The organism is Thalassovita litoralis, from assembly GCF_900182725.1.
Lineage (GTDB): Bacteria > Pseudomonadota > Alphaproteobacteria > Rhodobacterales > Rhodobacteraceae > Thalassobius > Thalassobius litoralis.
Genome location: NZ_FXTO01000004.1, coordinates 90,216 through 111,509 on the forward strand (window position 1 = coordinate 90,216; position 21,294 = coordinate 111,509).

20 protein-coding genes are annotated in these 21,294 nt (G+C 59.0%); 11 read left to right on the top strand and 9 right to left on the bottom strand.

Features of this window, described 5'->3' with window-relative positions:
* The first annotated feature begins 159 nt into the window (after nucleotides 1-159).
* The 5 genes from dusB to ntrX all read left to right on the top strand — a co-directional run bounded on the left by dusB (nucleotide 160) and on the right by ntrX (nucleotide 7,375).
* Nucleotides 160-1,143 (top strand): tRNA dihydrouridine synthase DusB, encoded by a 984-nt coding sequence (dusB, locus tag FN828_RS05330; RefSeq protein ID WP_142492363.1) that lies wholly within the window; start codon nucleotides 160-162, stop codon nucleotides 1,141-1,143.
* Nucleotides 1,140-2,231, top strand: a complete 1,092-nt coding sequence (locus FN828_RS05335; RefSeq protein WP_142492364.1) for a two-component system sensor histidine kinase NtrB — start codon at nucleotides 1,140-1,142, stop codon at nucleotides 2,229-2,231. Before dusB ends, FN828_RS05335 begins: the two co-directional genes overlap by 4 nt.
* The gene (locus FN828_RS05340; protein ID WP_142492365.1) at nucleotides 2,231-3,601 is read left to right on the top strand and encodes a response regulator; all 1,371 of its coding nucleotides are present in this window, start codon (nucleotides 2,231-2,233) and stop codon (nucleotides 3,599-3,601) included. Before FN828_RS05335 ends, FN828_RS05340 begins: the two co-directional genes overlap by 1 nt.
* A gap of 89 nt (nucleotides 3,602-3,690) precedes the next feature.
* Nucleotides 3,691-5,961 carry a sensor histidine kinase NtrY-like gene (locus FN828_RS05345; RefSeq protein ID WP_408033796.1) on the top strand — a complete coding sequence of 757 codons (2,271 nt, stop codon included), beginning with the start codon at nucleotides 3,691-3,693 and terminating at the stop codon, nucleotides 5,959-5,961.
* A 7-nt stretch (nucleotides 5,962-5,968) separates the two neighbouring features.
* The gene (ntrX, locus tag FN828_RS05350) at nucleotides 5,969-7,375 is read left to right on the top strand and encodes a nitrogen assimilation response regulator NtrX (RefSeq protein WP_142492367.1); all 1,407 of its coding nucleotides are present in this window, start codon (nucleotides 5,969-5,971) and stop codon (nucleotides 7,373-7,375) included.
* Between the two features lie 6 nt (nucleotides 7,376-7,381).
* Here ntrX and FN828_RS05355 read toward each other — a convergent pair whose 3' ends face one another.
* The gene (locus FN828_RS05355) at nucleotides 7,382-7,828 is read right to left on the bottom strand and encodes a hypothetical protein (RefSeq protein ID WP_142492368.1); all 447 of its coding nucleotides are present in this window, start codon (nucleotides 7,826-7,828) and stop codon (nucleotides 7,382-7,384) included.
* Nucleotides 7,829-7,939: 111 nt separating this feature from the next.
* On the opposite strand from FN828_RS05355, the gene trkA reads away from it, so the two are divergent.
* The 4 genes from trkA (at nucleotide 7,940) to hflX (ending at nucleotide 12,494) form a co-directional block, all read left to right on the top strand.
* Nucleotides 7,940-9,316, top strand: coding sequence for a Trk system potassium transporter TrkA (gene trkA / locus FN828_RS05360; RefSeq protein WP_142492369.1), 1,377 nt, complete (start codon nucleotides 7,940-7,942; stop codon nucleotides 9,314-9,316).
* Nucleotides 9,317-9,333: 17 nt separating this feature from the next.
* The gene (locus FN828_RS05365; protein ID WP_142492370.1) at nucleotides 9,334-10,851 is read left to right on the top strand and encodes a TrkH family potassium uptake protein; all 1,518 of its coding nucleotides are present in this window, start codon (nucleotides 9,334-9,336) and stop codon (nucleotides 10,849-10,851) included.
* 129 nt (nucleotides 10,852-10,980) lie between these two features.
* Nucleotides 10,981-11,220: an RNA chaperone Hfq gene (gene hfq, locus FN828_RS05370; protein ID WP_136338821.1), complete on the top strand. Its 240-nt coding sequence runs from the start codon at nucleotides 10,981-10,983 to the stop codon at nucleotides 11,218-11,220.
* Nucleotides 11,220-12,494: a GTPase HflX gene (hflX, locus tag FN828_RS05375; RefSeq protein WP_142492371.1), complete on the top strand. Its 1,275-nt coding sequence runs from the start codon at nucleotides 11,220-11,222 to the stop codon at nucleotides 12,492-12,494. Before hfq ends, hflX begins: the two co-directional genes overlap by 1 nt.
* Nucleotides 12,495-12,500: 6 nt before the next feature.
* Here the strand turns inward: hflX and FN828_RS05380 are convergent, their stop codons facing one another.
* From FN828_RS05380 to tkt, 4 genes are all read right to left on the bottom strand, one after another.
* Complete coding sequence (locus FN828_RS05380; RefSeq protein WP_142492372.1) at nucleotides 12,501-12,833, bottom strand: SMR family transporter; 333 nt, start codon at nucleotides 12,831-12,833, stop codon at nucleotides 12,501-12,503.
* Nucleotides 12,834-12,930: 97 nt separating this feature from the next.
* Nucleotides 12,931-14,145 (bottom strand): multidrug effflux MFS transporter, encoded by a 1,215-nt coding sequence (locus FN828_RS05385; protein WP_142492373.1) that lies wholly within the window; start codon nucleotides 14,143-14,145, stop codon nucleotides 12,931-12,933.
* A 109-nt stretch (nucleotides 14,146-14,254) separates the two neighbouring features.
* On the bottom strand, nucleotides 14,255-16,291 hold the full coding sequence (locus FN828_RS05390; protein WP_142492478.1) for an ASKHA domain-containing protein: 2,037 nt from the start codon (nucleotides 16,289-16,291) through the stop codon (nucleotides 14,255-14,257).
* 193 nt (nucleotides 16,292-16,484) lie between these two features.
* On the bottom strand, nucleotides 16,485-18,500 hold the full coding sequence (tkt, locus tag FN828_RS05395) for a transketolase (protein ID WP_142492374.1): 2,016 nt from the start codon (nucleotides 18,498-18,500) through the stop codon (nucleotides 16,485-16,487).
* Between the two features lie 204 nt (nucleotides 18,501-18,704).
* On the opposite strand from tkt, the gene FN828_RS05400 reads away from it, so the two are divergent.
* Nucleotides 18,705-19,208: a hypothetical protein gene (locus FN828_RS05400; protein WP_142492375.1), complete on the top strand. Its 504-nt coding sequence runs from the start codon at nucleotides 18,705-18,707 to the stop codon at nucleotides 19,206-19,208.
* Nucleotides 19,208-19,606: a cell division protein ZapA gene (locus tag FN828_RS05405; RefSeq protein ID WP_142492376.1), complete on the top strand. Its 399-nt coding sequence runs from the start codon at nucleotides 19,208-19,210 to the stop codon at nucleotides 19,604-19,606. The genes FN828_RS05400 and FN828_RS05405 overlap by 1 nt, the downstream gene beginning before the upstream one ends.
* A 14-nt stretch (nucleotides 19,607-19,620) precedes the next feature.
* Here the strand turns inward: FN828_RS05405 and FN828_RS05410 are convergent, their stop codons facing one another.
* Genes FN828_RS05410 through FN828_RS05425 form a run of 4 tightly spaced genes read right to left on the bottom strand, consistent with a single transcriptional unit; the run spans nucleotide 19,621 to nucleotide 21,255 of the window.
* Nucleotides 19,621-20,241 carry a DedA family protein gene (locus FN828_RS05410; protein ID WP_142492377.1) on the bottom strand — a complete coding sequence of 207 codons (621 nt, stop codon included), beginning with the start codon at nucleotides 20,239-20,241 and terminating at the stop codon, nucleotides 19,621-19,623.
* The gene (locus FN828_RS05415) at nucleotides 20,238-20,591 is read right to left on the bottom strand and encodes a hypothetical protein (RefSeq protein ID WP_142492378.1); all 354 of its coding nucleotides are present in this window, start codon (nucleotides 20,589-20,591) and stop codon (nucleotides 20,238-20,240) included. The genes FN828_RS05410 and FN828_RS05415 overlap by 4 nt, the downstream gene beginning before the upstream one ends.
* A 40-nt stretch (nucleotides 20,592-20,631) precedes the next feature.
* A complete protein-coding gene (gene grxD, locus FN828_RS05420; RefSeq protein ID WP_142492379.1) occupies nucleotides 20,632-20,994 on the bottom strand; it encodes a Grx4 family monothiol glutaredoxin in 363 nt (120 codons plus the stop codon).
* A 24-nt stretch (nucleotides 20,995-21,018) separates the two neighbouring features.
* On the bottom strand, nucleotides 21,019-21,255 hold the full coding sequence (locus FN828_RS05425; protein WP_142492380.1) for a BolA/IbaG family iron-sulfur metabolism protein: 237 nt from the start codon (nucleotides 21,253-21,255) through the stop codon (nucleotides 21,019-21,021).
* Between the last annotated feature and the right edge of the window lie 39 nt (nucleotides 21,256-21,294).

The following is a 21,294-nucleotide window of genomic DNA, read 5'->3' on the forward strand; positions in this document are numbered from 1 at the left end:
ATATGCGCTGTTGCGACCAAGGGCAATGCGACAGGCGGCTCGGGCGGTCTGATTAAAAAATGGGCAAATGCACCGCCGTGGTCTGAATTCTGGGCGCGTTTCATTGAAGCGACACGGGGGATCAGCTAGGCCATAGGCAAATGCACAAGGATTAAGCATGTGTCTTTGACGCTTTCGGACAACATATTAACGCCGCCAGTGTTTCTGGCCCCCTTGGCGGGAATCACGGACCTGCCGTTCCGCGATTTGGTATCGCGTTTTGGGGCGGGGCTGGTGGTCAGCGAAATGGTGGCCAGTCAGGAAATGGTGCAGGCCAAGCCGGGGGTGCGTGAACGGGCTGAATTGGGGTTCGAGGCGGACAATACCGCCGTACAACTGGCCGGTCGTGATGCCGAATGGATGGCGCGGGCGGCCCGGATGGTGCAGGATAACGGTGCGAAAATCATCGACATCAACATGGGATGCCCCGCCAAAAAGGTGGTGAACGGCTATTCCGGGTCTGCGCTGCTGAAAGATTTGGATCACGCGCTGACCCTGATCGAGGCGGTTGTGAACGCGGTTTCCATTCCGGTGACGCTGAAAACCCGGCTGGGATGGGATGACGATTTGCTGAACGCAGCCGATCTGGCGCGGCGGGCGGAAAATGCCGGGATACGGATGATCACGATTCACGGGCGGACCCGCTGCCAGTTCTACAAAGGGCAGGCCGATTGGGCCGCGATTGCCAATGTGAAACAAGCGGTTTCCATCCCGGTCATTGCGAATGGTGACATCGTGGACAGCGCAACTGCGCGGCAGGCGATGGATCAATCCGGCGCGGATGGCGTGATGGTTGGGCGCGGTGCGCAGGGGCAACCGTGGCTGTTGGCGCAAATCGCGCATGATCTGTTCGGCACCCCCGCGCCGGACATTCCCGAAGGACAGGCGTTGGCGGATATGGTGTGCGACCATTATCAGGCGATGTTGCGGTTTTACGGCCCCGATCTGGGGCTGCGTGTCGCCCGGAAACATCTGGGTTGGTATATGGATCGGGCCGGAACCGATGCGCCGGTGCGGCGCGCGGTATTGACGGCCCGCGATCCGGCTTTGGTTTTGCGGCTACTGCCGCAGGCCTTGTTGGATGCTGAAAGGGTTGCGGCATGATGGACGAATGCGCAGTCTGGTCATCGTTGCCTGTGCCGGGCGTTTTGGTGGCACCCGATGACACCATCGAAGACATTAACCCCGCCGCCGAGGGGTTCCTGAATGCCTCGGCCAAGTCGATCAAGGGGCAGCCGGTCTGGGATCGGATCATGATCGACGCCCCGCTGGAAGAGGCATTTTTGCGGGCGCGGGAAAGCAACACGCCGCTATTCGTCAATGACGTGGACGTTGGCACCGGCGAACGTGCGCCGCTGCATTGCAATCTTCAGATTGCACCGATGCAGGGAATGGAAGGGCATATGCTGTTCCTGATTTCCCCGCGTGAACTGGCGGGGCGGATGACGCAAAATCATTCGGTCAAATCGGCGGCTAAATCAGCGATCGGTATGGCGGAAATGCTGGCGCATGAAATCAAGAACCCGCTGGCCGGGATCACCGGCGCGGCGCAGCTTCTTTCCATGAACCTGACGCCCGAGGATCAGGAGCTAACGGATCTGATCGTGGCGGAAAGCCGCCGGATCGTGAAGCTGCTGGAACAGGTGGAACAGTTCGGAAATCTGACAGCACCGGAACGCAAGCCGGTGAATTTGCATGATGTTCTGGATCGGGCGCGGCGTTCGGCGCTGTTGGGGTTCGGGGCGCATATGAAGATCATCGAGGATTATGACCCCTCGCTTCCGCTGGCCTATGGCGACCCGGATCAGTTGCTTCAGGTGATCCTGAACCTGTTGAAAAACGCATCCGAGGCGGCGGATAAATCCGGTGGCACGATCCGCCTGCACACGTTCTATGAACACAGTTTCCGGCTGCGGCGCAGCGATGGCACCGGGCAGGCGCTGCCGCTTCAGATCGAAATCATCGACGATGGCCCCGGCCTGCCCGAGGACATCAAAGGCGATATTTTCGATCCTTTCGTGTCCGGGCGCGAAAATGGCACCGGGCTTGGGCTGGCCTTGGTCAGCAAGATCATTTCCGATCATGACGGCTGGATTTCGGTGAATTCGGTTCCCGGTCGCACGGTGTTCAAAATTTCCCTGCCGATGGTGCCGGAAGGCAAGAAACGGCATAAGAAGAAGGAGAGCCAGTAATGGACGGTACAGTACTTGTTGCAGATGATGACCGCACGATCCGCACGGTTCTGACCCAAGCCCTGACTCGGGCCGGGTGCAAGGTTCATGCGACCTCTTCCTTGACGACGCTGATGCGCTGGGTGGCCGAGGGCAAAGGCGATGTGGTCATTTCCGATGTGGTTATGCCCGACGGTAACGGTTTGGAAATGCTGCCTAAAATCGCGCAGGATCGGCCTGGTTTGCCGGTGATCGTGATTTCGGCGCAAAACACCATCATGACCGCCATTCAGGCGGCCGAGGCCGAGGCCTATGATTACCTGCCGAAACCTTTTGATTTGCCCGATCTGATGAAACGCACGGCGCGGGCGTTGGAACAACGCCGCCGCGCGGCACCTGCGGCCCGTCCGGTAGAAGATAACGAACGGCCCGACGATTTACCGCTGGTGGGGCGCACCCCGGCGATGCAGGCGCTTTATCGTCTGGTGGCCAAGGTGATGAATACCGATCTGCCGGTGCTGATTGCAGGGGAATCGGGCACGGGGAAATCGCTGATTGCGCGGGCGATCCATGATTTTTCGGATCGGCGGACTTTGCCCTTTGTGACTGTGACCGCAGCGGACTTGCAGGACATCGAAGGCCCGGCGCGTGTGCTGGCGCGGGTCAAGGGCGGCACGCTGCTGTTCGATGAAATCGGTGATGTCGACCCCGAGGTGCAAGCCCGGATTGTGCGGATGATGGACAGTCCCGGCGATCATGTTCCGCGCTTCATGGCTACCAGTCAGAGCGATCTGTCGGACGCGTTGGAAAGCGGCAGGATGCGGCAGGATTTGTATTATCGCCTGTCTGGTGCAACGCTTCGGGTGCCCAGCCTGCGTGAACGGGTCGAAGACATTCCGCTGTTGGCCGAACATTTCCTGACCCGCGCGGAACGGGACGGTGCGCCAAAACGGGTGCTGTCCAAGGACGCGCTGGAACTGATGCGGGCCTATAGCTGGCCGGGCAACGTGCGCCAGTTGGAAAACGCAATCAAGCGGCTGGTGCTGACATCGCGCGCCGATGAAATCACCCGGCCCGAGGTCGAGGCGGTGCTGGGCAATCAGCCGGAAATGGAACCCGTGCTGGGCGGGGGCGATACCGAAAAACTGTCTGCGTCCGTCATGCGGCATTTGCGGCGCTATTTCGATCTGCATGGCAATATGTTGCCCCCCCCCGGTTTGTATGGGCGCATCCTGAAAGAGGTCGAACAGCCGCTGATCGAAATCGCGCTGGAGGCAACAGGCGGAAATCAGGCCAAATGTGCCGATCTTCTGGGGATCAATCGCAATACTTTGCGCAAGAAGATCACCGATCTGGATATTCGCGTGACACGCCGCCGGAAGTTGATGTAAAACCGCAACAGAACAGTGGCCCGGCTGCATCGGGCCACAATATTTTGCGGTACAGGCGCATTTGCGCCACATCAGGAAGAGGGTGGCGGGTGGCAACCCGGACACGACACACATCAACCTGGCAGCGGTTCCAGCGGCTTAGGCGTCAGCGGCGGGTGCAGAATGCGGCCACGTTTTCGCTGGTGTTTCTGGGGCCTGTGCTGGCGTTGTCGACGTTCCTGATTCTGGGACCGCTGGATCAATCCTCGTCCTCGCTCAGCCTGCGGCTGATCCTGCTGGCGGATTTCGTCTATGTGCTGGTGGTTGCGGCGCTGGTGTTGCAGCGGATCGTTGCCTTGGTTGCGGCCCGGCGCGCGAAATCGGCCGGATCACGGCTGCATTTACGGCTGACGATGGCCTTTGCCATTCTGGCGTTGATCCCCACAGTTTCGGTGGCCATTTTCGCGGCGCTGACGGTGAACGTGGGGTTGGAAGGCTGGTTTTCGGATCGGGTGCGGCAGGTGGTCGGCAGTTCGTTGGATGCCGCCGAAGCCTATGAGGAGGAACACCGCCGTGATTTGCGTCAGGATGCGCTGGCGCTGGCGGGGATTCTGGACGCCACCCGAATGGCTACGTTTTTCATGACGGATGCCGATGTGCGCCGGGTTCTGGCGCAGGGGCAGGCCCAAATCCAGCGTGGCCTACGCGAAGCCTATGTGATTGATGGTACAGGGGAAATTCGGGCGCGGGGGGATCGGTCCTATCTGTTCGATTTTGAAAAGCCCGCAGCACAACAAATCAGCGACGCGACGAAAACCGATCTGTTGATTATCGAGGACTGGGAAAATAATGAATTCCGCGCCTTGGTTCGGCTGACGGCTTTCGTGGATCGGTTTTTATATGTCAGCCGCGCGGTGGATGGCGATTTGCTTAGCCTGCTGGATGAAACCAAGGAAACCGCGAAATTCTATCAGCAGCTTGAAAGCGAACGCGGGCGGGTGCTGTTTGAATTTGGTCTGATTTATCTGGGTTTTGCGGTGATCCTGATTCTGGCGGCGATCTGGCTGGGACTGTGGTTTGCCGAACGCCTGTCGCGCCCGGTGGGGCGGCTGACCGGGGCGGCGCAGCGTGTGGGCGCGGGCGATCTGGATGTGCAGGTGGTCGAAGAAGACGGCGATGACGAAATCGCCATGCTGGGTCGTTATTTCAACCAGATGACCAAGCAACTGAAGGTGCAGCGCGAAACGTTGTTGGAAAGCACCCGGCAGATTGAACGGCGGCGGCGGTTGTTTGATTCCGTTCTCAGTTCCGTGACCTCGGGTGTGGTGGGGCTGGACCCCGAAGGACGGGTGGCCTTTGTGAACCGTTCGGCGGAACGCCTGCTGGATTGGACGGATGAGCAGCAATCGCTGGCCTTGGAATTGGCTGTGCCGGAATTTGGCGGTCTGTTTCAGCGGTTGCAGAGCGGCGACAGCGCAGCGGTTCAGGACGAAATCAAGGTCAGCCGCAACGGGCGGATGGAAAATCTGCTGGTGCGCATGTCCCCCCGTCGCAGCGATGATGGGCGGCTAGAGGGGTATGTGGTGGCCTTTGATGACGTGACAAATCTGGTGGCTGCGCAACGGATGGCGGCGTGGGGCGATGTGGCCCGCCGGATTGCCCATGAGATCAAGAACCCACTGACCCCGATCCAGCTTAGCGCGGAACGGATTAAGCGCAAATTCAGCCGCCATCTGGACGATTCTCTGGTGACTGATCTGGAGCAGTTGACCGAGGTTATTGTTAGGCAAACCAATGACTTGCGGCGAATTGTTGATGAGTTTTCCAAATTTGCCCGAATGCCGGAGCCCGAACGCCGTCTTATCAGCCTGACCAAGCTGGTTCAGGATGCGGTGGTGTTGCAGCAGGCTGGGCAACCCGATGTGAGGATACACGCGGATCTTCTGGAAGATCCGCTGATGGCTGATCTGGATGCAACCATGATCAGTCAGGCGTTGACAAATTTGATTAAGAATGCCGGGGAAGCTATTGAAACCTTGAAAGAAAAAGGCGTTTCAGATGGGTTTGTTCCTGAAATTCGGGTTCAATCCCGGCGGGACGGGCGTTGGGCTGAAGTGACCATTGCCGATAACGGTATTGGCCTGCCCGAAGATCGCGCCCGGTTGTTTGAACCTTACGTCACGACACGATCAGAAGGCACGGGACTTGGCCTGCCGATCGTGCGTAAGATTGCCGAAGAACATGGCGGCACGCTGGAGCTGGAAGACGCGCCCGCATTTGACCCATCCGGTCGATGCGGTGCGATGGCTGTTATCCGGCTGCCCCTGAGCGAAGACACCCCAATCACGGGGTCAGACCAAGAACAAGAACAAGTGATTTGAGGACGATATGAGTGATATTCTGATCGTTGATGATGAACGCGATATTCGGGAACTGATCTCGGATATTCTGGAGGATGAGGGCTATACCACTCGTCTGGCCGGTAACTCTGACGATGCGATGAAAGAAATCAACTCGGAATCACCGGCGCTGATGATTTTGGATATTTGGCTGAAAGACAGCCGGATGGACGGGATCGACATTCTGAAAACGGTGAAACGGGATAACCCGGATGTGCCGGTGGTGATCATTTCAGGCCACGGGAATATTGAAATCGCCGTGGCGGCGATCAAGCAGGGGGCGTATGATTTTATCGAAAAGCCCTTTAATATTGATCAGTTGCTTGTTGTGATCCGTCGCGCGATGGAAGCATCGCGGTTGCGCCGCGAGAATCAGGAATTGCGGCGGCGGGATGTGGCCTCGTCCGATATGGTAGGGGGATCGGCGTCCTTCCGGGCGCTGTTGGCGCAGTTGGACAAGGTCACGAAATCCAATGGCCGCGTCATGCTGACCGGCCCCGCAGGTGCGGGCAAAGAGGTGGCGGCGCGTTATATCCATGCCAAGTCCAACCGGGCGTCCGGGCCGTTTGTGACGGTCAGTTGCGCCACGATTGAACCCGACCGCATGGAAGAAGTGCTGTTTGGCCGCGAAAGCCCGGAACGCGGACTGGAACCGGGACTGCTGGAACAGGCGCATGGCGGTGTGGTGTTCTTTGACGAGGTGGCGGACATGCCCCCCGGCACCCAATCGAAAATCCTGCGCGTGTTGGTGGATCAGCAATTCACCCGTGTCGGTGGCACGGATAAAGTACGGGTCGATATGCGGGTGATTTCATCCACCAACCGCAATCTGGAACATGAAATTGACGCGGGCCGGTTCCGTCAGGAATTGTATCATCGTCTGAACGTGGTGCCGATTGCCGTGCCGTCATTGGAAGAACGGCGCGAGGATATTCCCGAATTGGCCACCCATTTCATCGAGATGTTCCACCGCACACAAGGCCTGCCCCAGCGCAAATTGTCCGAGGATGCGGTTGCGCTGATGCAAACGATGATCTGGCCGGGCAACGTGCGCCAGCTACGCAATCTGATTGAACGGGTGCTGATTTTGGGCGAAGGCTCGGGCGCCATTCAGGCCCGTGAATTGCCGCAGGACAGCGAGAGTGGCGGCGAAGAAGGCAGGGTTGTGCTGACCGGCGCCTTGGCCACGCTGCCCCTGCGCGAGGCGCGGGAAGTGTTTGAACGCGAATATCTTCTGACGCAGATCAATCGTTTTGGCGGCAATATCAGCCGGACCGCGAATTTCGTGGGTATGGAACGGTCCGCTTTGCACCGGAAACTGAAATCGCTGAATGTTGTGACCTCGAACAAGGCCGGGGCGCGGGTGGCCTATGTTGAAGGTGATGAAGACGAATAAGGCGGATTAGCCGGGCGTGGCCGCCCGGTAGCCGGTTTTCGTTTTCACCGCACAGGAATTGGTTGTCAGGCCGGGCATCGTGCCGGGCAGCGTGGTGGGGCGGTTTTCGCAAATCGGCAGTTCGATCTGCTGATACCCTTTGTTGATCATGCACTGCGCCTCGACCTTTTGGCGCAGGGGCAGGTTGGCGTCATAGGTTTCCACGTCGCCGCCAAATTCCATATAGACGATCCGGCAATGGCCCCTGCTATTACAGACCTCCCGCGGGAGCGTGCGAATGGGGGTGATCCGGGTGATTTTGTTGACAGGCACCTTTTGCAGCGCCTGCACCTGACAGTTCACCTCGTCATTCTGAAGCCGTGTCAGGGTGCCGCCCGCCTTGTGATAGACGGAAACCGGCACACAACCGGCCAGCAAGATAAGTGTCGCGGAAACAAGCAGATATGGGCGCATGGTATCCTCCTTCGCGGATATGCTAAGGGTAGGGCGGAAGCGGCGACAAATCAATTGACCGTACGCTGGGGGCATGTCATCCAAAGCCCCTGACAACAGGGGATCGTTGGCATGAAAGTCATCATTTGCGGGGCTGGTCAGGTCGGGTGGCAAATCGCGCGCCATTTGTCCGGGGAACGCAACGACGTGACCGTGGTGGATAACAACCCGGATCTTGTGCGCCGCGCGACCGATACGTTGGACGTGCAGGGGATTGCGGGCTTTGCCTCTTATCCCGATGTGCTGGACCGGGCCGGGGCGCGGGACGCCGATATGATCATCGCCGCCACCTATTCGGACGAGGTGAATATGGTCACCTGTCAGGTGGCGCATTCGGTGTTTTCGATCCCGCGTAAGATCGCCCGCTTGCGCAGTCAAAGCTATCTGAACGCAATTTATTCGGACCTGTACCGCCGGGATCACCTGCCGATTGATGTGGTGATCAGCCCCGAACGCGAGGTGGCCGAGGCCGCGTTGCAGCGTTTGGCCTCGCCCGCGGCGTTCGATACGGAACGGTTTCTGGGCGGGCGGGCGCAACTGCTGGGCATCACCATTGAGGACGATTGCCCGGTGGTGAATACGCCGTTGCGGCAGTTGAATGAGCTGTTTTCGACCCTGCGCATCGTGGTGGTCGGCATTCGCCGCGAGGGTTCGCTGTTTGCGCCGGAACCGGGCGATCAGATTTTCGTGGGCGATGAATGCTATATTTTCGCCGTGAACGAAGATGTGCCGCGCACGATGGAAGTGTTCGGCAAGGTGTCGCAAAAACAGGAACGCGTGGTCATTATCGGCGGGGGCAACGTTGGGCTGGCAGTGGCGCGGGCCTTGGAAGTGCGGGCTGATCGTGTCCGGGCCAAGGTGATTGAAAAAAATCGCAAAATCGCCGAACGGGCCGCCGATGCGCTGGAACGGACGATTGTGCTGAACGGCGATGGGCTGGATTCCGCGCTGCTGGCCGAGGCGAATATCAGCCGCGCCGATGCGGTGCTGTGCGTGACGGATGACGATAAAACCAACATGCTGGCAGCCGTTCGGGCCAAGACCGAAGGGTGCCCGATGACCATTGCGCTGATCAACGACCCAACGCTGACAACGATGATGGGACCGCTGGGGATTGATGCCTATATCAACCCGCGCGCGACCACGGTGTCATCCATTCTGCGCCATATCCGGCATGGTCGGGTGCGCGGCGTATATTCCATCGGCGATGCCGAAGCCGAGATGATCGAGGCCGAAGTGTTGTCGACCTCGCCCATCGCGGGGCAGCGTATCCGCGATATTGATTTCCCCGAAGGGGTCCTGGTCGGGGGCGTTCTGAAAGGGGAGAAAGTCGTAAAACCGCAGGCGGATACCCGTGTGGACGAAGGCGATGTGATCGTCATCTTCTCGATGGCGAATGACGTCCCCGAGGTCGAGCGGCTGCTGCAAGTCTCGATCGACTTTTTCTAAGGCCGGGGCGCAACGCCATGTGGGCAAGCATTCGTAACCAACCGCTTTTCCTGTTGCTGATGGGGATCAGCGCGGTGTCGATGTATGTGCCCGCGTTTCACGCGCTGGTCCTGAAAGAACATTTTGAAGCGCGTGCATTCTTCTATTCGGGGACGCTGTTTTTATTGCTGGTGTCGCTGATCGGATTGGCGATGCTGGGGCGAAAACGGCACCGTGGGGCGATGGGCGATCTGCTGGCGTTATTCGCCTGTTTTTCGCTGTTGCCGGTGATGTTGGCGGTTCCGTTTCACGAAGCGGTGCAAACAACCAGCTTTCTGAATGCCTATGTGGAAATGGTGTCCAGCCTGACCACAACCGGCGCAACCCTGTTCGATGCGGATCGCCTGACGGCCACACAACATCTGTGGCGGGCGCAGGTTGGCTGGATGGGGGGGCTGCTGATGTGGGTGGCGGCTGCGGCCATTCTGGCCCCACTAAATCTGGGCGGTTTCGAGGTCACAGCCTCGGCCGAGCCGGGGCAGGGTGACAGTCTGGATATGGGGCTGGATGCGGCGAATCCGCAGCGGCGCATTTTGCGGATCACGTCGCAACTGTTCCCGATTTATGTGGGGCTGACGCTGGCGCTGTGGATCATGTTGGTGATCAGCGGGGATACGCCGCTGGTGGCGATTTGCCATGCTATGTCTGTGATGGCGACCAGCGGTATTTCGCCGGTGGGCGGCGCGGAAATGGCCCAGTCCGGTATTCCGGGCGAAGCGGTGATGGCGTTGTTCATGCTGTTCGCATTGTCGCGCCTGACCTTTTCCAGTGACACAATCACCACCGCGCGGCGCGGTATCCATCACGACCCGGAATTCCGTTTGGGGCTGGTGCTGGTTGTGTGCGTACCGTTGCTGCTGTTCCTGCGGCACTGGGTTGGCACGTTCGAGGGGGAAAACAATGGTGACGGTTTCCTGATGGCGTTGCGGGCGCTGTGGGGCGGGGTTTTCACAACGCTGTCTTTCCTGTCGACCACCGGATTTGAAAGCGCCGAATGGGCTACGGCCCAAAATTGGTCAGGTCTGAAAACGCCGGGGCTGATTTTTCTGGGGCTGGCGCTGATCGGCGGCGGCGTTGCGACCACAGCGGGCGGAGTGAAACTGCTGCGGGTTTGGGCGCTGTATCTGAACGGTCTGCGGGAAATGGAGCGTCTGGTGCATCCATCATCTGTTGGGCGGTCCGGTGGGTATTCGCGGCGGCTGCGCAAGCAGGGGGCCTATATCGCGTGGATTTTCTTCATGCTATTTGCCCTGTCGATTTCGGCCTTTACCGTGGCCTTTTCCGGGCTGGGGCTGGATTTTGAAAATGCGATCATCCTGTCGATTTCGGCGCTGTCTACAACGGGGCCGCTGATCGGGCTGGCCCCCGAAGATCCGATCAGCCTGTTGTCTTTGGGCGCGGCGGCCAAGGCGGTTTTCTGTGCAGGCATGGTATTGGGACGGCTGGAAATGCTGGCGATCATTGCTCTTCTGACAAGCGATGTGTGGCGGTCTTGATCCTTTTCGCAATCTACACCGATAACGATTTGATTTTTGGGCTGGAAACTCCCTCGATGGCGCGACATACTTGCCCAGAGGAAACGAGGACCGGACCGCGGTCCCACGCAAGAACAAAGGTCTGAATTCATGGCTTCCGATAAGCAAAACTTGCAGGATGCATTTCTGAACCACACGCGGAAGACCAAGATTCCGGTCACGATCTTTTTGATCAATGGCGTGAAATTGCAGGGTGTGATCACTTGGTTTGATAATTTCTGCGTTCTTCTGCGCCGCGATGGCCAATCCCAATTGGTCTATAAACATGCGATTTCGACGATCATGCCGGCGCAGCCCATCAACCTGTACGATGGCGACGACACCAATTGATGACGCATGAGCGGGAGGCGACCCGAGCTTGGGCTCTGCACCCCGATATCAAATCCGAACGCGACCGCCGGGGGGCTGAATTTGCCCTTGCTGAAGCTGTGTCCTTGGCTGCGGCCCTGCCTGATCTGGATGTGGTCGGCGCTGAATCCGTGCGCGTCAGCCGCCCGCATCCGGGGATGCTGTTCGGATCGGGGAAGATCGACGAGCTGAAAGCCAAGTTTCAGGACGCCGAGGTGGATCTGGTGCTGGTTGACGGCCCGGTGACGCCGGTGCAGCAGCGAAATCTGGAAAAAGAGTGGAAAGTCAAACTCTTGGACCGGACGGGTCTGATCCTTGAAATCTTCTCCGACCGGGCGCGTACCCGCGAAGGTGTGTTGCAGGTCGAAATGGCCGCGCTGAGCTATCAGCGCACGCGTCTGGTGCGGGCGTGGACCCACCTTGAACGCCAGCGCGGGGGATTGGGGTTTGTTGGCGGTCCCGGCGAAACCCAGATCGAAGCAGACCGCCGCGCGATTGATGAACAGCTTGTTCGGCTGCGGCGGCAATTGGATAAGGTGGTGAAAACCCGCGAACTGCATCGTGCAGCGCGGGCCAAGGTGCCGTTCCCGATCGTGGCCTTGGTGGGCTATACCAACGCCGGAAAATCCACCCTGTTCAATCGCCTGACCGGGGCGGATGTGATGGCCAAGGATATGTTGTTCGCCACATTGGACCCGACCATGCGCCGTGTGCAATTGCCGGATGGCGGGCCAGAGGTGATTCTGTCCGATACGGTGGGATTCATCAGCGATTTGCCAACCGAACTGGTGGCGTCCTTCCGTGCGACGCTAGAAGAGGTGCTGGCCGCGAACCTGATCCTGCATGTCCGCGATATTTCGCATCCTGAAACCGAAAATCAGGCGCGGGATGTTGCGGAAATCATGGACTCTTTGGGTGTGTCCGAAGATGTGCCAGTTCTGGAATTGTGGAATAAAATAGATAACTTCGGTGACGAAGTTAAAGCTGCGCATATTGGGCGGGCCGCGCGCGAGGATGATGTTTTCGCCATTTCCGCCGTAACCGGCGAAGGTCTGCCTGATCTGATGGAGCGCATCACCCGCGCCTTGGCATCCGAGCGGCATCTGAGCCAGTTCCATCTGGATTTTTCCGAAGGAAAAAAACGCGCGTGGCTGTTCGCCGAAGAGGTGGTTGAAAGCGAAGAGCAGGACGAGACAGGGTTTAACCTGACCGTGCGCTGGACGGATCGTCAGGAAAAACGCTTTCGCGAAATGTGATAGGCGTCAGTGCGGGGCGGTGTTTGAAAACAGGTGGATGATCAATATCCCGCCAAGGATCAGTCCCATGCCCAGAACGGCGGGCAAATCCAGCTTTTGGCCAAATACGGTTAACCCGATCAGGGCAATCAACACGATTCCGGTGCCGGACCAGATCGCATAGACGATCCCCACAGGCATGACCTTTAGTGTCAGGGACAGCAGCCAAAAGCTGAAGCCATAGGCCAGCACCACCAGAACCGAGGGCCACAGCCGGGAAAATTGCTGGCTGGCCTGAAGCGCCGTGGTGCCAATGGTTTCGGCGGCTATGGCCAGGAACAGGATCAGGTAGGTTTGCATATAGTCTTGTCCATAAAGTGTAAGTTTCCCGACAGACTGCCGCGCGGCAATGATATGGGGCTTAAGGGGCGGGGTGGTAGCCCCGCCTAAATCTGGCTTAGCCAGTCAGTTGTTCAACCCGCCGCATATGCAGCATCACCAAAAAGGCCGCGAGTGACGACAGGCCAATGCCGATCGACAGCGGCAAAGGGGTATCGGTGAAGCTCAGGCCGACGGGGATAGCCAGCGCCGCGCCAAAAACAGTGGCAACCGCGCCGGACACGCTTGCGGCCATGCCTGCGATATGTCCCATCGGTTCCATCGTAATGGCATTCAGGTTGCCTAACGTCAGCCCGGTTTGGAAAAAGACCGACGTCATCCAGAACAGAAAGACAAAGAACATGATCCCCTGCGGTAGCCCGGATACCCATGCCAGCGTCATAAGTGAGGACAGGACAACCTGCGCCGCAAGCGCCGTTGTGGCCAGTTTCCGCATTCCCAACCGCATCACCAGAGCCGCATTCAACAGGCTGGCCGATCCGGCAACCAGCGCCATACCGGCAAACCAGTATGGAAAATTGACGCTTTCATCAAAGGTGACGTCAAATATTGGCTGAATCAGGGTGATAGACATAAAGAGCAGCGAAAAACACAAGGTTTGCGCCAGAATGGACAGGCGCACAGTGGGGTGGGCAAACATTTCTTTTACGGCGGCCCACATGATCGACCAGCGCAACGGACGGCGATTTTCGCGCGGCAGGGATTCGGGTTGGCGCATTGCCAGCCAGCCCGCAGCGCACAATGCGAATAAAATGAACGCAAGGAAAATGCCTCGCCAGCCGGCCATAGCAATGATGACAGACCCCATAAGCGGCGCGACCGCTGGCACCAGCGTAAAGACCATCATCACAAAGGACATGATCCGCGCCATTTCACGGCCTGCGTAAACGTCACGGACGATGGCCAACCCCACAACCCGAGGCCCGGCAGCCCCCAATCCGCCCAAGAATCGCGCGAACAGGACCAGTTCCAACCCCTGCGCGAAATAGGCCAATATGGCCCCGACGATATACAGCGCAGCACCCCCCAGAATGATCGGCTTGCGCCCGAATGTGTCAGACAGCGGGCCGGTAAAAAAGGTGCCGATGCCCATGCCCAGCACGAAACTGGTCAGGATCAACTGCGCCCGATTGATGTCATCGGGGCTAAGTTCCTGCGCAATTTCCGGCAGGGCGGGCAGCATGGAATCGATAGAGAACGCAATAGTCGCGAAGAGCATAGCCATAAGGGCGATGAATTCGACGCGAGACAGCGCGGGGCGTGTCTTGGGCATGGGAATGATCCTGTCAAATTACCTGATGCCGCTAACACGTCCGACCGCGAAGGGCCAGACGTGGGGACTACGGTGTTTAACAGATGAACAGGATGACCTAACGCAAAGTTCAGCGCCGCCGCCGTCTGCGGCCGGTTTCGTCCTGTCCCTTGGTGTTAAAGGACGGGGCGGGCAGGGTGACGGTTTTCGACAATTCCGGGAACGGGTCCGTGGCATGGGGGATCGCATTGGCCGCCACGAAATGTTCCTGAAAACGCGGTTCAATCGCGGTTTCCACCTTGGTGATCTGGTGAACGGTTTGTTCGATTTCGGACCGGGCAGCGATATTGCACAGCGCAATCCGCGCCCCAGTACCGGCGGCATTGCCTGCGCTTTGGACCTTATCCAGCGGGACATCCGGGATCATCCCCAGCACCATCGCGTGTTTAGGGCTGATATGGGCGCCGAACGCCCCGGCCAGAACCACGCGGTCCACTTTGTCCACGCCCATTTCATCCATCAACAGGCGCGCCCCGGCGTATAGTGCGGATTTGGCCAGTTGGATCGCGCGAATGTCGCCTTGGGTCACTGTGATCAGGGGACCACCATCCGCTGTGCCATCCCACAGTACATAGGCATTGGTCCGGCCCTGCGGAATGCAACGGGGCGTGCCGGTTTGTTCGGCTGATCCGATCAGGCCAGACGGGTCCAGCAGGCCCGCCATCCGCATTTCGGCCACGGCCTCGATAATGCCGGACCCGCAAATGCCGGTGATGCCGGTTGCGGTTGCGGCCTGCGCAAAGGCGGGATCGTCAGACCACATATCCACGCCGATGATACGGAAACGCGGTTCCTTGGTGGCGGGGGCAATCTCGACCCGTTCAATCGCGCCGGGGGCGGCACGCTGCCCCGAACTGATTTGCGCCCCTTCAAAGGCGGGACCAGTGGGGGACGAACAGGCCAGCACGCGGGTTTCATTCCCCAGCAGGATTTCCGCGTTGGTCCCGACATCAACAATAAGCGCCAAATCTTTGGATTTGTTTGGTTCTTCTGACAGGGTAACAGCGGCGGCGTCTGCGCCGACATGCCCCGCGATACAGGGCAGGATATAGACCTGCGCACGAGCGTTCAGCGCGCTGAGGTCCAGTTGCGTCGCTGGCATGGATATTGAATCCGAAGTCGCCAGCGCAAAGGGTGCTTGCCCCAATTCAACCGGATCAATGCCCAGCAACAGATGGTGCATCACGGGATTACAGACAAAGACCGCTTCGACCAGCAGGCTTGGGTCAATCTGCGCTTCGTCCGTCAGCGATTTGGCCAGATCGTTTAGCGCCCCGCGCACCGCGTTGGTCATTTCACGATCCCCGCCGGGGTTCATCATGGCATAGCTGACGCGGCTCATTAAATCTTCGCCAAAGCGGATTTGCGGATTCATCAACCCGGACGAGGCAATGACATCCCCGGTTTGCAGATCGCACAGGTGGGCCGCGATGGTGGTGGACCCCAGATCAATCGCCAGACCATACAGCCCGTTTTCATGCAGGCCGGGCCAGATTTCGATCAACCGCGCCGGGCCGCCATGATGATCCTGATGCAATGCAACCGTGACCTGCCAGTTCCCCTTGCGCAGGGTGGGCTGCAACTTTGCCAGCACCGACAGATCGGCCCGCATGTCGCCAATCTGCCATTGATCGTGCAAGGCCCGTTTCAGACGTTCAAAATCGCCGGTCGGGGTGTGCATGTCGGGTTGTGCCACCTCGACGAAAAACAGCCGGGTGGCGGGGTCCATCGTGATGGCGCGGGCGGTGGCAGCTTTGCGGATCACCTGCTTGTGGACCTGGCTTTCGGGCGGCACGTCAATCACGACATCGCCCTGAATCGTCGCCTGACATCCCAGACGGCGGCCCGGTTTCAGGCCGCGTTTATCCTGATAGCGTTGTTCGACCGCGTTCCAGTCAGATAATGCACCATCGGCGACGGTCACGCCATGTTTGGGGAAATCCCCATAGGACGGCGTGATCTGGCATTTTGAACAAATCCCGCGCCCGCCACAGACCGAATCCAGATCGACCCCCAATTGACGGGCGGCGGTCAGCACCGGGGTTCCGACAGGAAAGCGCCCGCGTTTGCCGGACGGGGTAAAAATCACAAGAGGATCAGTCATGATATATCTGCTTTGGGTGTTCGCGTTGCGCCCGAGCATAAGGCGACAGGGGCGGAAGGAAAGCCAAGAAGCGGCGTTTTGGGATAGCGTCGCGTCATTGGGATGTGTGTTGGACACAAAAGGGAAAAAGGCCGCGCGGATGGCGCGGCCTTTGGAAAAGGTGGGGGACCGGTGGGCGATCCCCCTGTATTCGGGATCACAGCAGGGCTTTGACCTTGGCGGCCACGGCCTCGGCCGTGATTCCGAATTTTTCGTACAGCACTTCGGCCGGGGCCGAGGCACCAAAGCTGGACATGCCGACGAAATCGGCCTTGGCTTCGCGGCCACGTTCGCCCAGCAGCCATTTGTCCCATCCCTGACGCACGCCTGCTTCGACCGCGACGCGAACCGGACCGGCGGGCAGGACGCGCTTGCGATAGCTGTCTTCCTGTTCTTCGAACAGTTCCATACAGGGCATGGATACAACGCGGGTGCCGATGCCTTCAGCCTGCAACAGGTCGCGGGCTTTCAAGGCGATTTCCACCTCGGACCCGGTGGCGATCAGGATGGCCTGACGTTTGCCTTCGGCTTCGGCCAGAACATAAGCCCCCTGTGCAACAAGGTTTTTCTGGGTGTGGTTGGTGCGCACCGTCGGCAGGTTTTGCCGCGTCAGCGACAGAACCGAAGGCGTTTCTTTGGTCGTCAGGGCGATTTCCCAGCTTTCGGCGGTTTCCACGGTATCGCAGGGCCGGAACACATAGGTGTTGGGCGTCGCGCGGGAAATGGCAACATGTTCGACCGGCTGGTGGGTTGGACCATCTTCGCCCAGACCGATGCTGTCATGGGTCATCACGAACACGGACGGAATGCGCATCAACGCAGCCAGACGCATCGCAGGGCGGGCATAATCAGTGAAGGCCATGAAGGTGCCGCCATAGGGGCGCATCCCGCCATGTAGGGCCATGCCGTTCATGGCGGCGGCCATGCCGTGTTCGCGGATACCCCAGTGGATGTACCGCCCACCACGGTTTTCAAGGTCAAAAATGCCCAGATCGCCGGTTTTGGTGTTGTTCGATCCGGTCAGGTCAGCCGAGCCACCAACGGTTTCGGGCATGATCGGGTTGACCACTTCCAACACCACTTCGCTGGATTTGCGGGTGGCGTATTTGGGCTGTTCCTCGGAAATCTGCTTCTTCAGGGCGCGGATGGTGCTGGACAGCTTTTTGGGCGCGTCCAGCGCGTACATGCGGGCGAACTCTTCTTGTTTGCGGCCCGAAATGGCGGCAAGCCGATCTTCCCATTCGGCGCGGTCGGCGGCACCACGGCTGCCGATGGCTTCCCACGCTTGTTTGATGTCGGCGGGCACCTCGAACGGGCCGGACGCCCAGCCATAGGCTTCCTTGGCATCCGCGATCAGTTTGGGATCGGTCAGTGCGCCATGCCCCTTGGACGTGTCCTGTGCCGACGATCCCAGCGCGATATGGGTTTTGCAGGCAATCATGGAGGGTTTGTTGGTCGATTTCGCCTTGGTGATGGCGGCGTCGATTTCTTCGGGGTTATGGCCGTCGATTTCCTGCACATGCCAACCTGCGGCTTTGAACCGCTGAACCTGATCGGTGCGGTCCGCCAGATCAACGGTGCCGTCGATGGTGATGTTGTTGTTATCCCAGAAAACGATCAGTTTACCCAACTGGTGACGCCCGGCCAGACCGATGGCTTCGTGGCTGACGCCTTCCATCAGGCACCCGTCACCGGCGATCACATAGGTATAGTGATCGACGATTTTCTTGCCAAAGCGCGCACGTTGGATTTCTTCGGCCATCGCAAAACCGACCGCGTTGGAAATACCCTGACCCAGCGGGCCGGTGGTGGTTTCGATCCCTTCGGCATGGCCGTATTCGGGGTGGCCTGCGGTTTTCGCGCCCCATTGGCGGAAATTGCGGATTTCCTCTAGTGTGATGTCTTTGTATCCGGTCAGGTACAGCAGCGAATACAGCAGCATCGAGCCATGACCCGCAGACAGAATGAAACGGTCCCGGTCCGGCCAGCGCGGGGCGGATGCGTCGAATTTCAGGTGCTTTTCAAACAGCACGGTGGCGACATCAGCCATGCCCATCGGCATACCCGAGTGGCCGGAATTGGCGGCATGGATGGCATCCAGCGTCAGGGCGCGGATGGCGGCGGCTTTGAACCAGTGGTCGGGATTGGTGTTACGCAGTGTAGTGATGTCCACGGCGAGTGTCCTTTGATCCGGGAAACAGGGTGTTTCCTGCTCAATACCAGTCCGGGGCCAGAGTGCAAGACTACCGACTAACCCATTGGTGTAGAAGGGGGCGCATTTTTCGAGGTGTTTGGGTACACTTGACCGAAAGCAGAGCAAAATTGATTCGTCTGCCCCGAGGGCGGGCGTCCTGAAAAGACTTGAAGGTTACAGGCAATGGGCGACATTACCGAATATGAAAGCCGGATCACAGCGGCGCTGGATCGGATCGCAAAGGGGCTGGATGGGCTGGAGGCTCCGCAATCCGGCCCTTCCGAGGCAGCAGAAGCCGAAATTACCCGGTTGACGCAAGCGCTGGAGGATGAGCGCACCGTGACCGCGCAACTGGAAGAGCGGATCAAAGGGATCAAGGACAAGCTGGAAGATCGTGTTTCCGGTATGGAAGCCGCGCTGGAGGAGGCGCGGGCCTCGGTTACTGCGGTGGACACCGAATTGCAGCAATTGCGCGAAGTGAATGAAAAACTGCGCGAAAGCAACGTGGCGCTGCGCGATGCCAATGCCGAAGGTCTGGCGGATGCCGAACTGATCAACGCATCCTTGATGGCCGAGGTCGAGGCGCTGCGCGCAGGCCGCGAAGCCGATGCCGCCGAAATGGGGGCTGTGCTGACGCAACTGGATGCGATCCTTGAAGCAACTGCCATGAAAGAAGAGGACGCGTAATGCCCGAAGTTGAAATCAAGATCGGCGGTCGTGGGTTTGAAGTGTCCTGTCAGGCGGGTGAAGAACATTACCTGCATTCTGCGGCTAAAATGCTGGATGACGAGGCACAGGTTCTGGCGGCACAGATCGGACGTTTGCCCGAGGCGCGAATGCTGTTGATGGCGGGGTTGATGCTGGCGGATAAAACCGCCGGTGTCGAAGATCGGCTGACCGAAATGACGGCGCAGCTTGAAGAGCTACAGGCCGAAAATGAACGGCTGCGCAACCAACCCGCACCGGAACCGCAGCGCGTAGAGGTTCCCGTTATGCCGCAAGGTGTGACCGAAGCCTTGGCCGAGGTTGCCGCACGGGCCGAAGCCTTGGCGGGGCAGGTCGACGATAAGCTGCGACAGGAATAAACAGGGAAGGGGGCTTAGCCCCCTTTTTCCATTTTATGCGCATGGAGCAGGTGGCGCAGGCGCAACGCCAAAAGACCGGCCACCGCCAATGTCACCAGAATGCCCGAGGCATCGCTGATCAACGGCCACAGCGTTTCCAATTGCTGCGTGGCTCCGGCGCCGATCCCGATATACAGGACCACCCAAACGCTTTCGCCAGCGACGCTGGCCGCAGAAAAGCCGCGCCAACCCATGCGGGCGGCCCCGGCGGCAAAGTTTACATATGGTCCCAGTGGGCTAAGCAACCAACGGGTCAGGAAGACCGCAACACCGCCGCGCTGGCGGGTCAGGTGGCTGGCGCGGGCCAGGGCATGCGCCTGCTTGCCGCCACGGTTTTCCATTCGTTTCAGGATGTCGCTACCGCTGCGCCCCAACCAGAACCCAAGTTGATCCCCTGCGACAGCCCCCAGCAGGGCTGCGCTGATAACGGCGGTGTAGCTCAGATCACCGGCAGCAGCAAAACCGCCTGCTGCCATCATCACCAGCGATGACGGGACCGGCAATGCCAGACAGCTTAGCAATGTGATCGCCGCCAGAAATGGCGCGCCATAATCAGGTAAAAGCGCCAGCAAGCTATCGCCAAGGCTTTGCGTCATGATGGCGGGGCCATGTGGCTGTGTAGAAAGACCGTCAGATCGGATAGCAATGCCTCGACCGGGCGGCCTTGGGATTTGGCAATATCCTCAAGGGTTTGTCGGCGGGAGTCGTCGGGCAGGTGCAGCGCGGCACGGATGTCATCGGGCGGGATATGCCATGCCTTAGCGATATAGCGCGGGGTCATCCATTCTTCGATCTGGGGGCGGGTGCCTTGCATCTGGTGCCAATAGGCGACGTGCAGCACGAACCGCGCCGCGAAAAACAGGGCAAAGACCAAGGCCACGACCAGCAAAAGCAGGGTCGGCTTATGATGCGCCCATAATACGCGAAGGGGCGCGGGATGTTTCATACCCTCGCGCCCCATCTGATCGCATTCATCCGCATCGGGATCAGGCGTTTGCCTCGCGGATTTTATCCGCAGCGTCCTTGGAATATTCCACGCCGTTCTGATCGAACAGGGTGTCCAGTTCCCCCGAAAGGGTCATTTCCGTGATGATGTCACAGCCGCCAACGAATTCGCCTTTGACGTAAAGCTGGGGAATAGTGGGCCAATCGGAATAGTCCTTGATCCCCTGACGGATTTCATCATCGGCCAGAACATTCACGTCCATGAAATCGACGCCCATGTAGTTCAGAACCCCCGCCACGCGCGAGGAGAAGCCACATTGGGGCATCTGCTTGGTGCCTTTCATGAACAGCACCACGTTGTTGTTTTTCACCGCTTCGTCGATACGGGTCTTTGCGTCGCTCATTCTATTTTGCCTTTCTGAATGCGCTTAGTCGGGCGCTTTGGTGGTCAGCGCCAGCGCGTGCAATTCGCCATCGGGGCCGTCCATTTTGCCCTTCAGGGCGGCGTAAACGGCGCGCTGTTGTTGCACACGGTTCAGGCCGCGAAAACTTTCGTCAACCACCATTGCAGACATATGCCGCCCATCGCTGCCTTCAACGGCTATCTGCGCGTTGGGAAAGCTTTCGCGGAGCAGGTCTTCGAGTTGTTGGGCGAATATGGCCATATGTGTCTCCGGGATTCTTGGGTTCAGGGTGAATCTAGG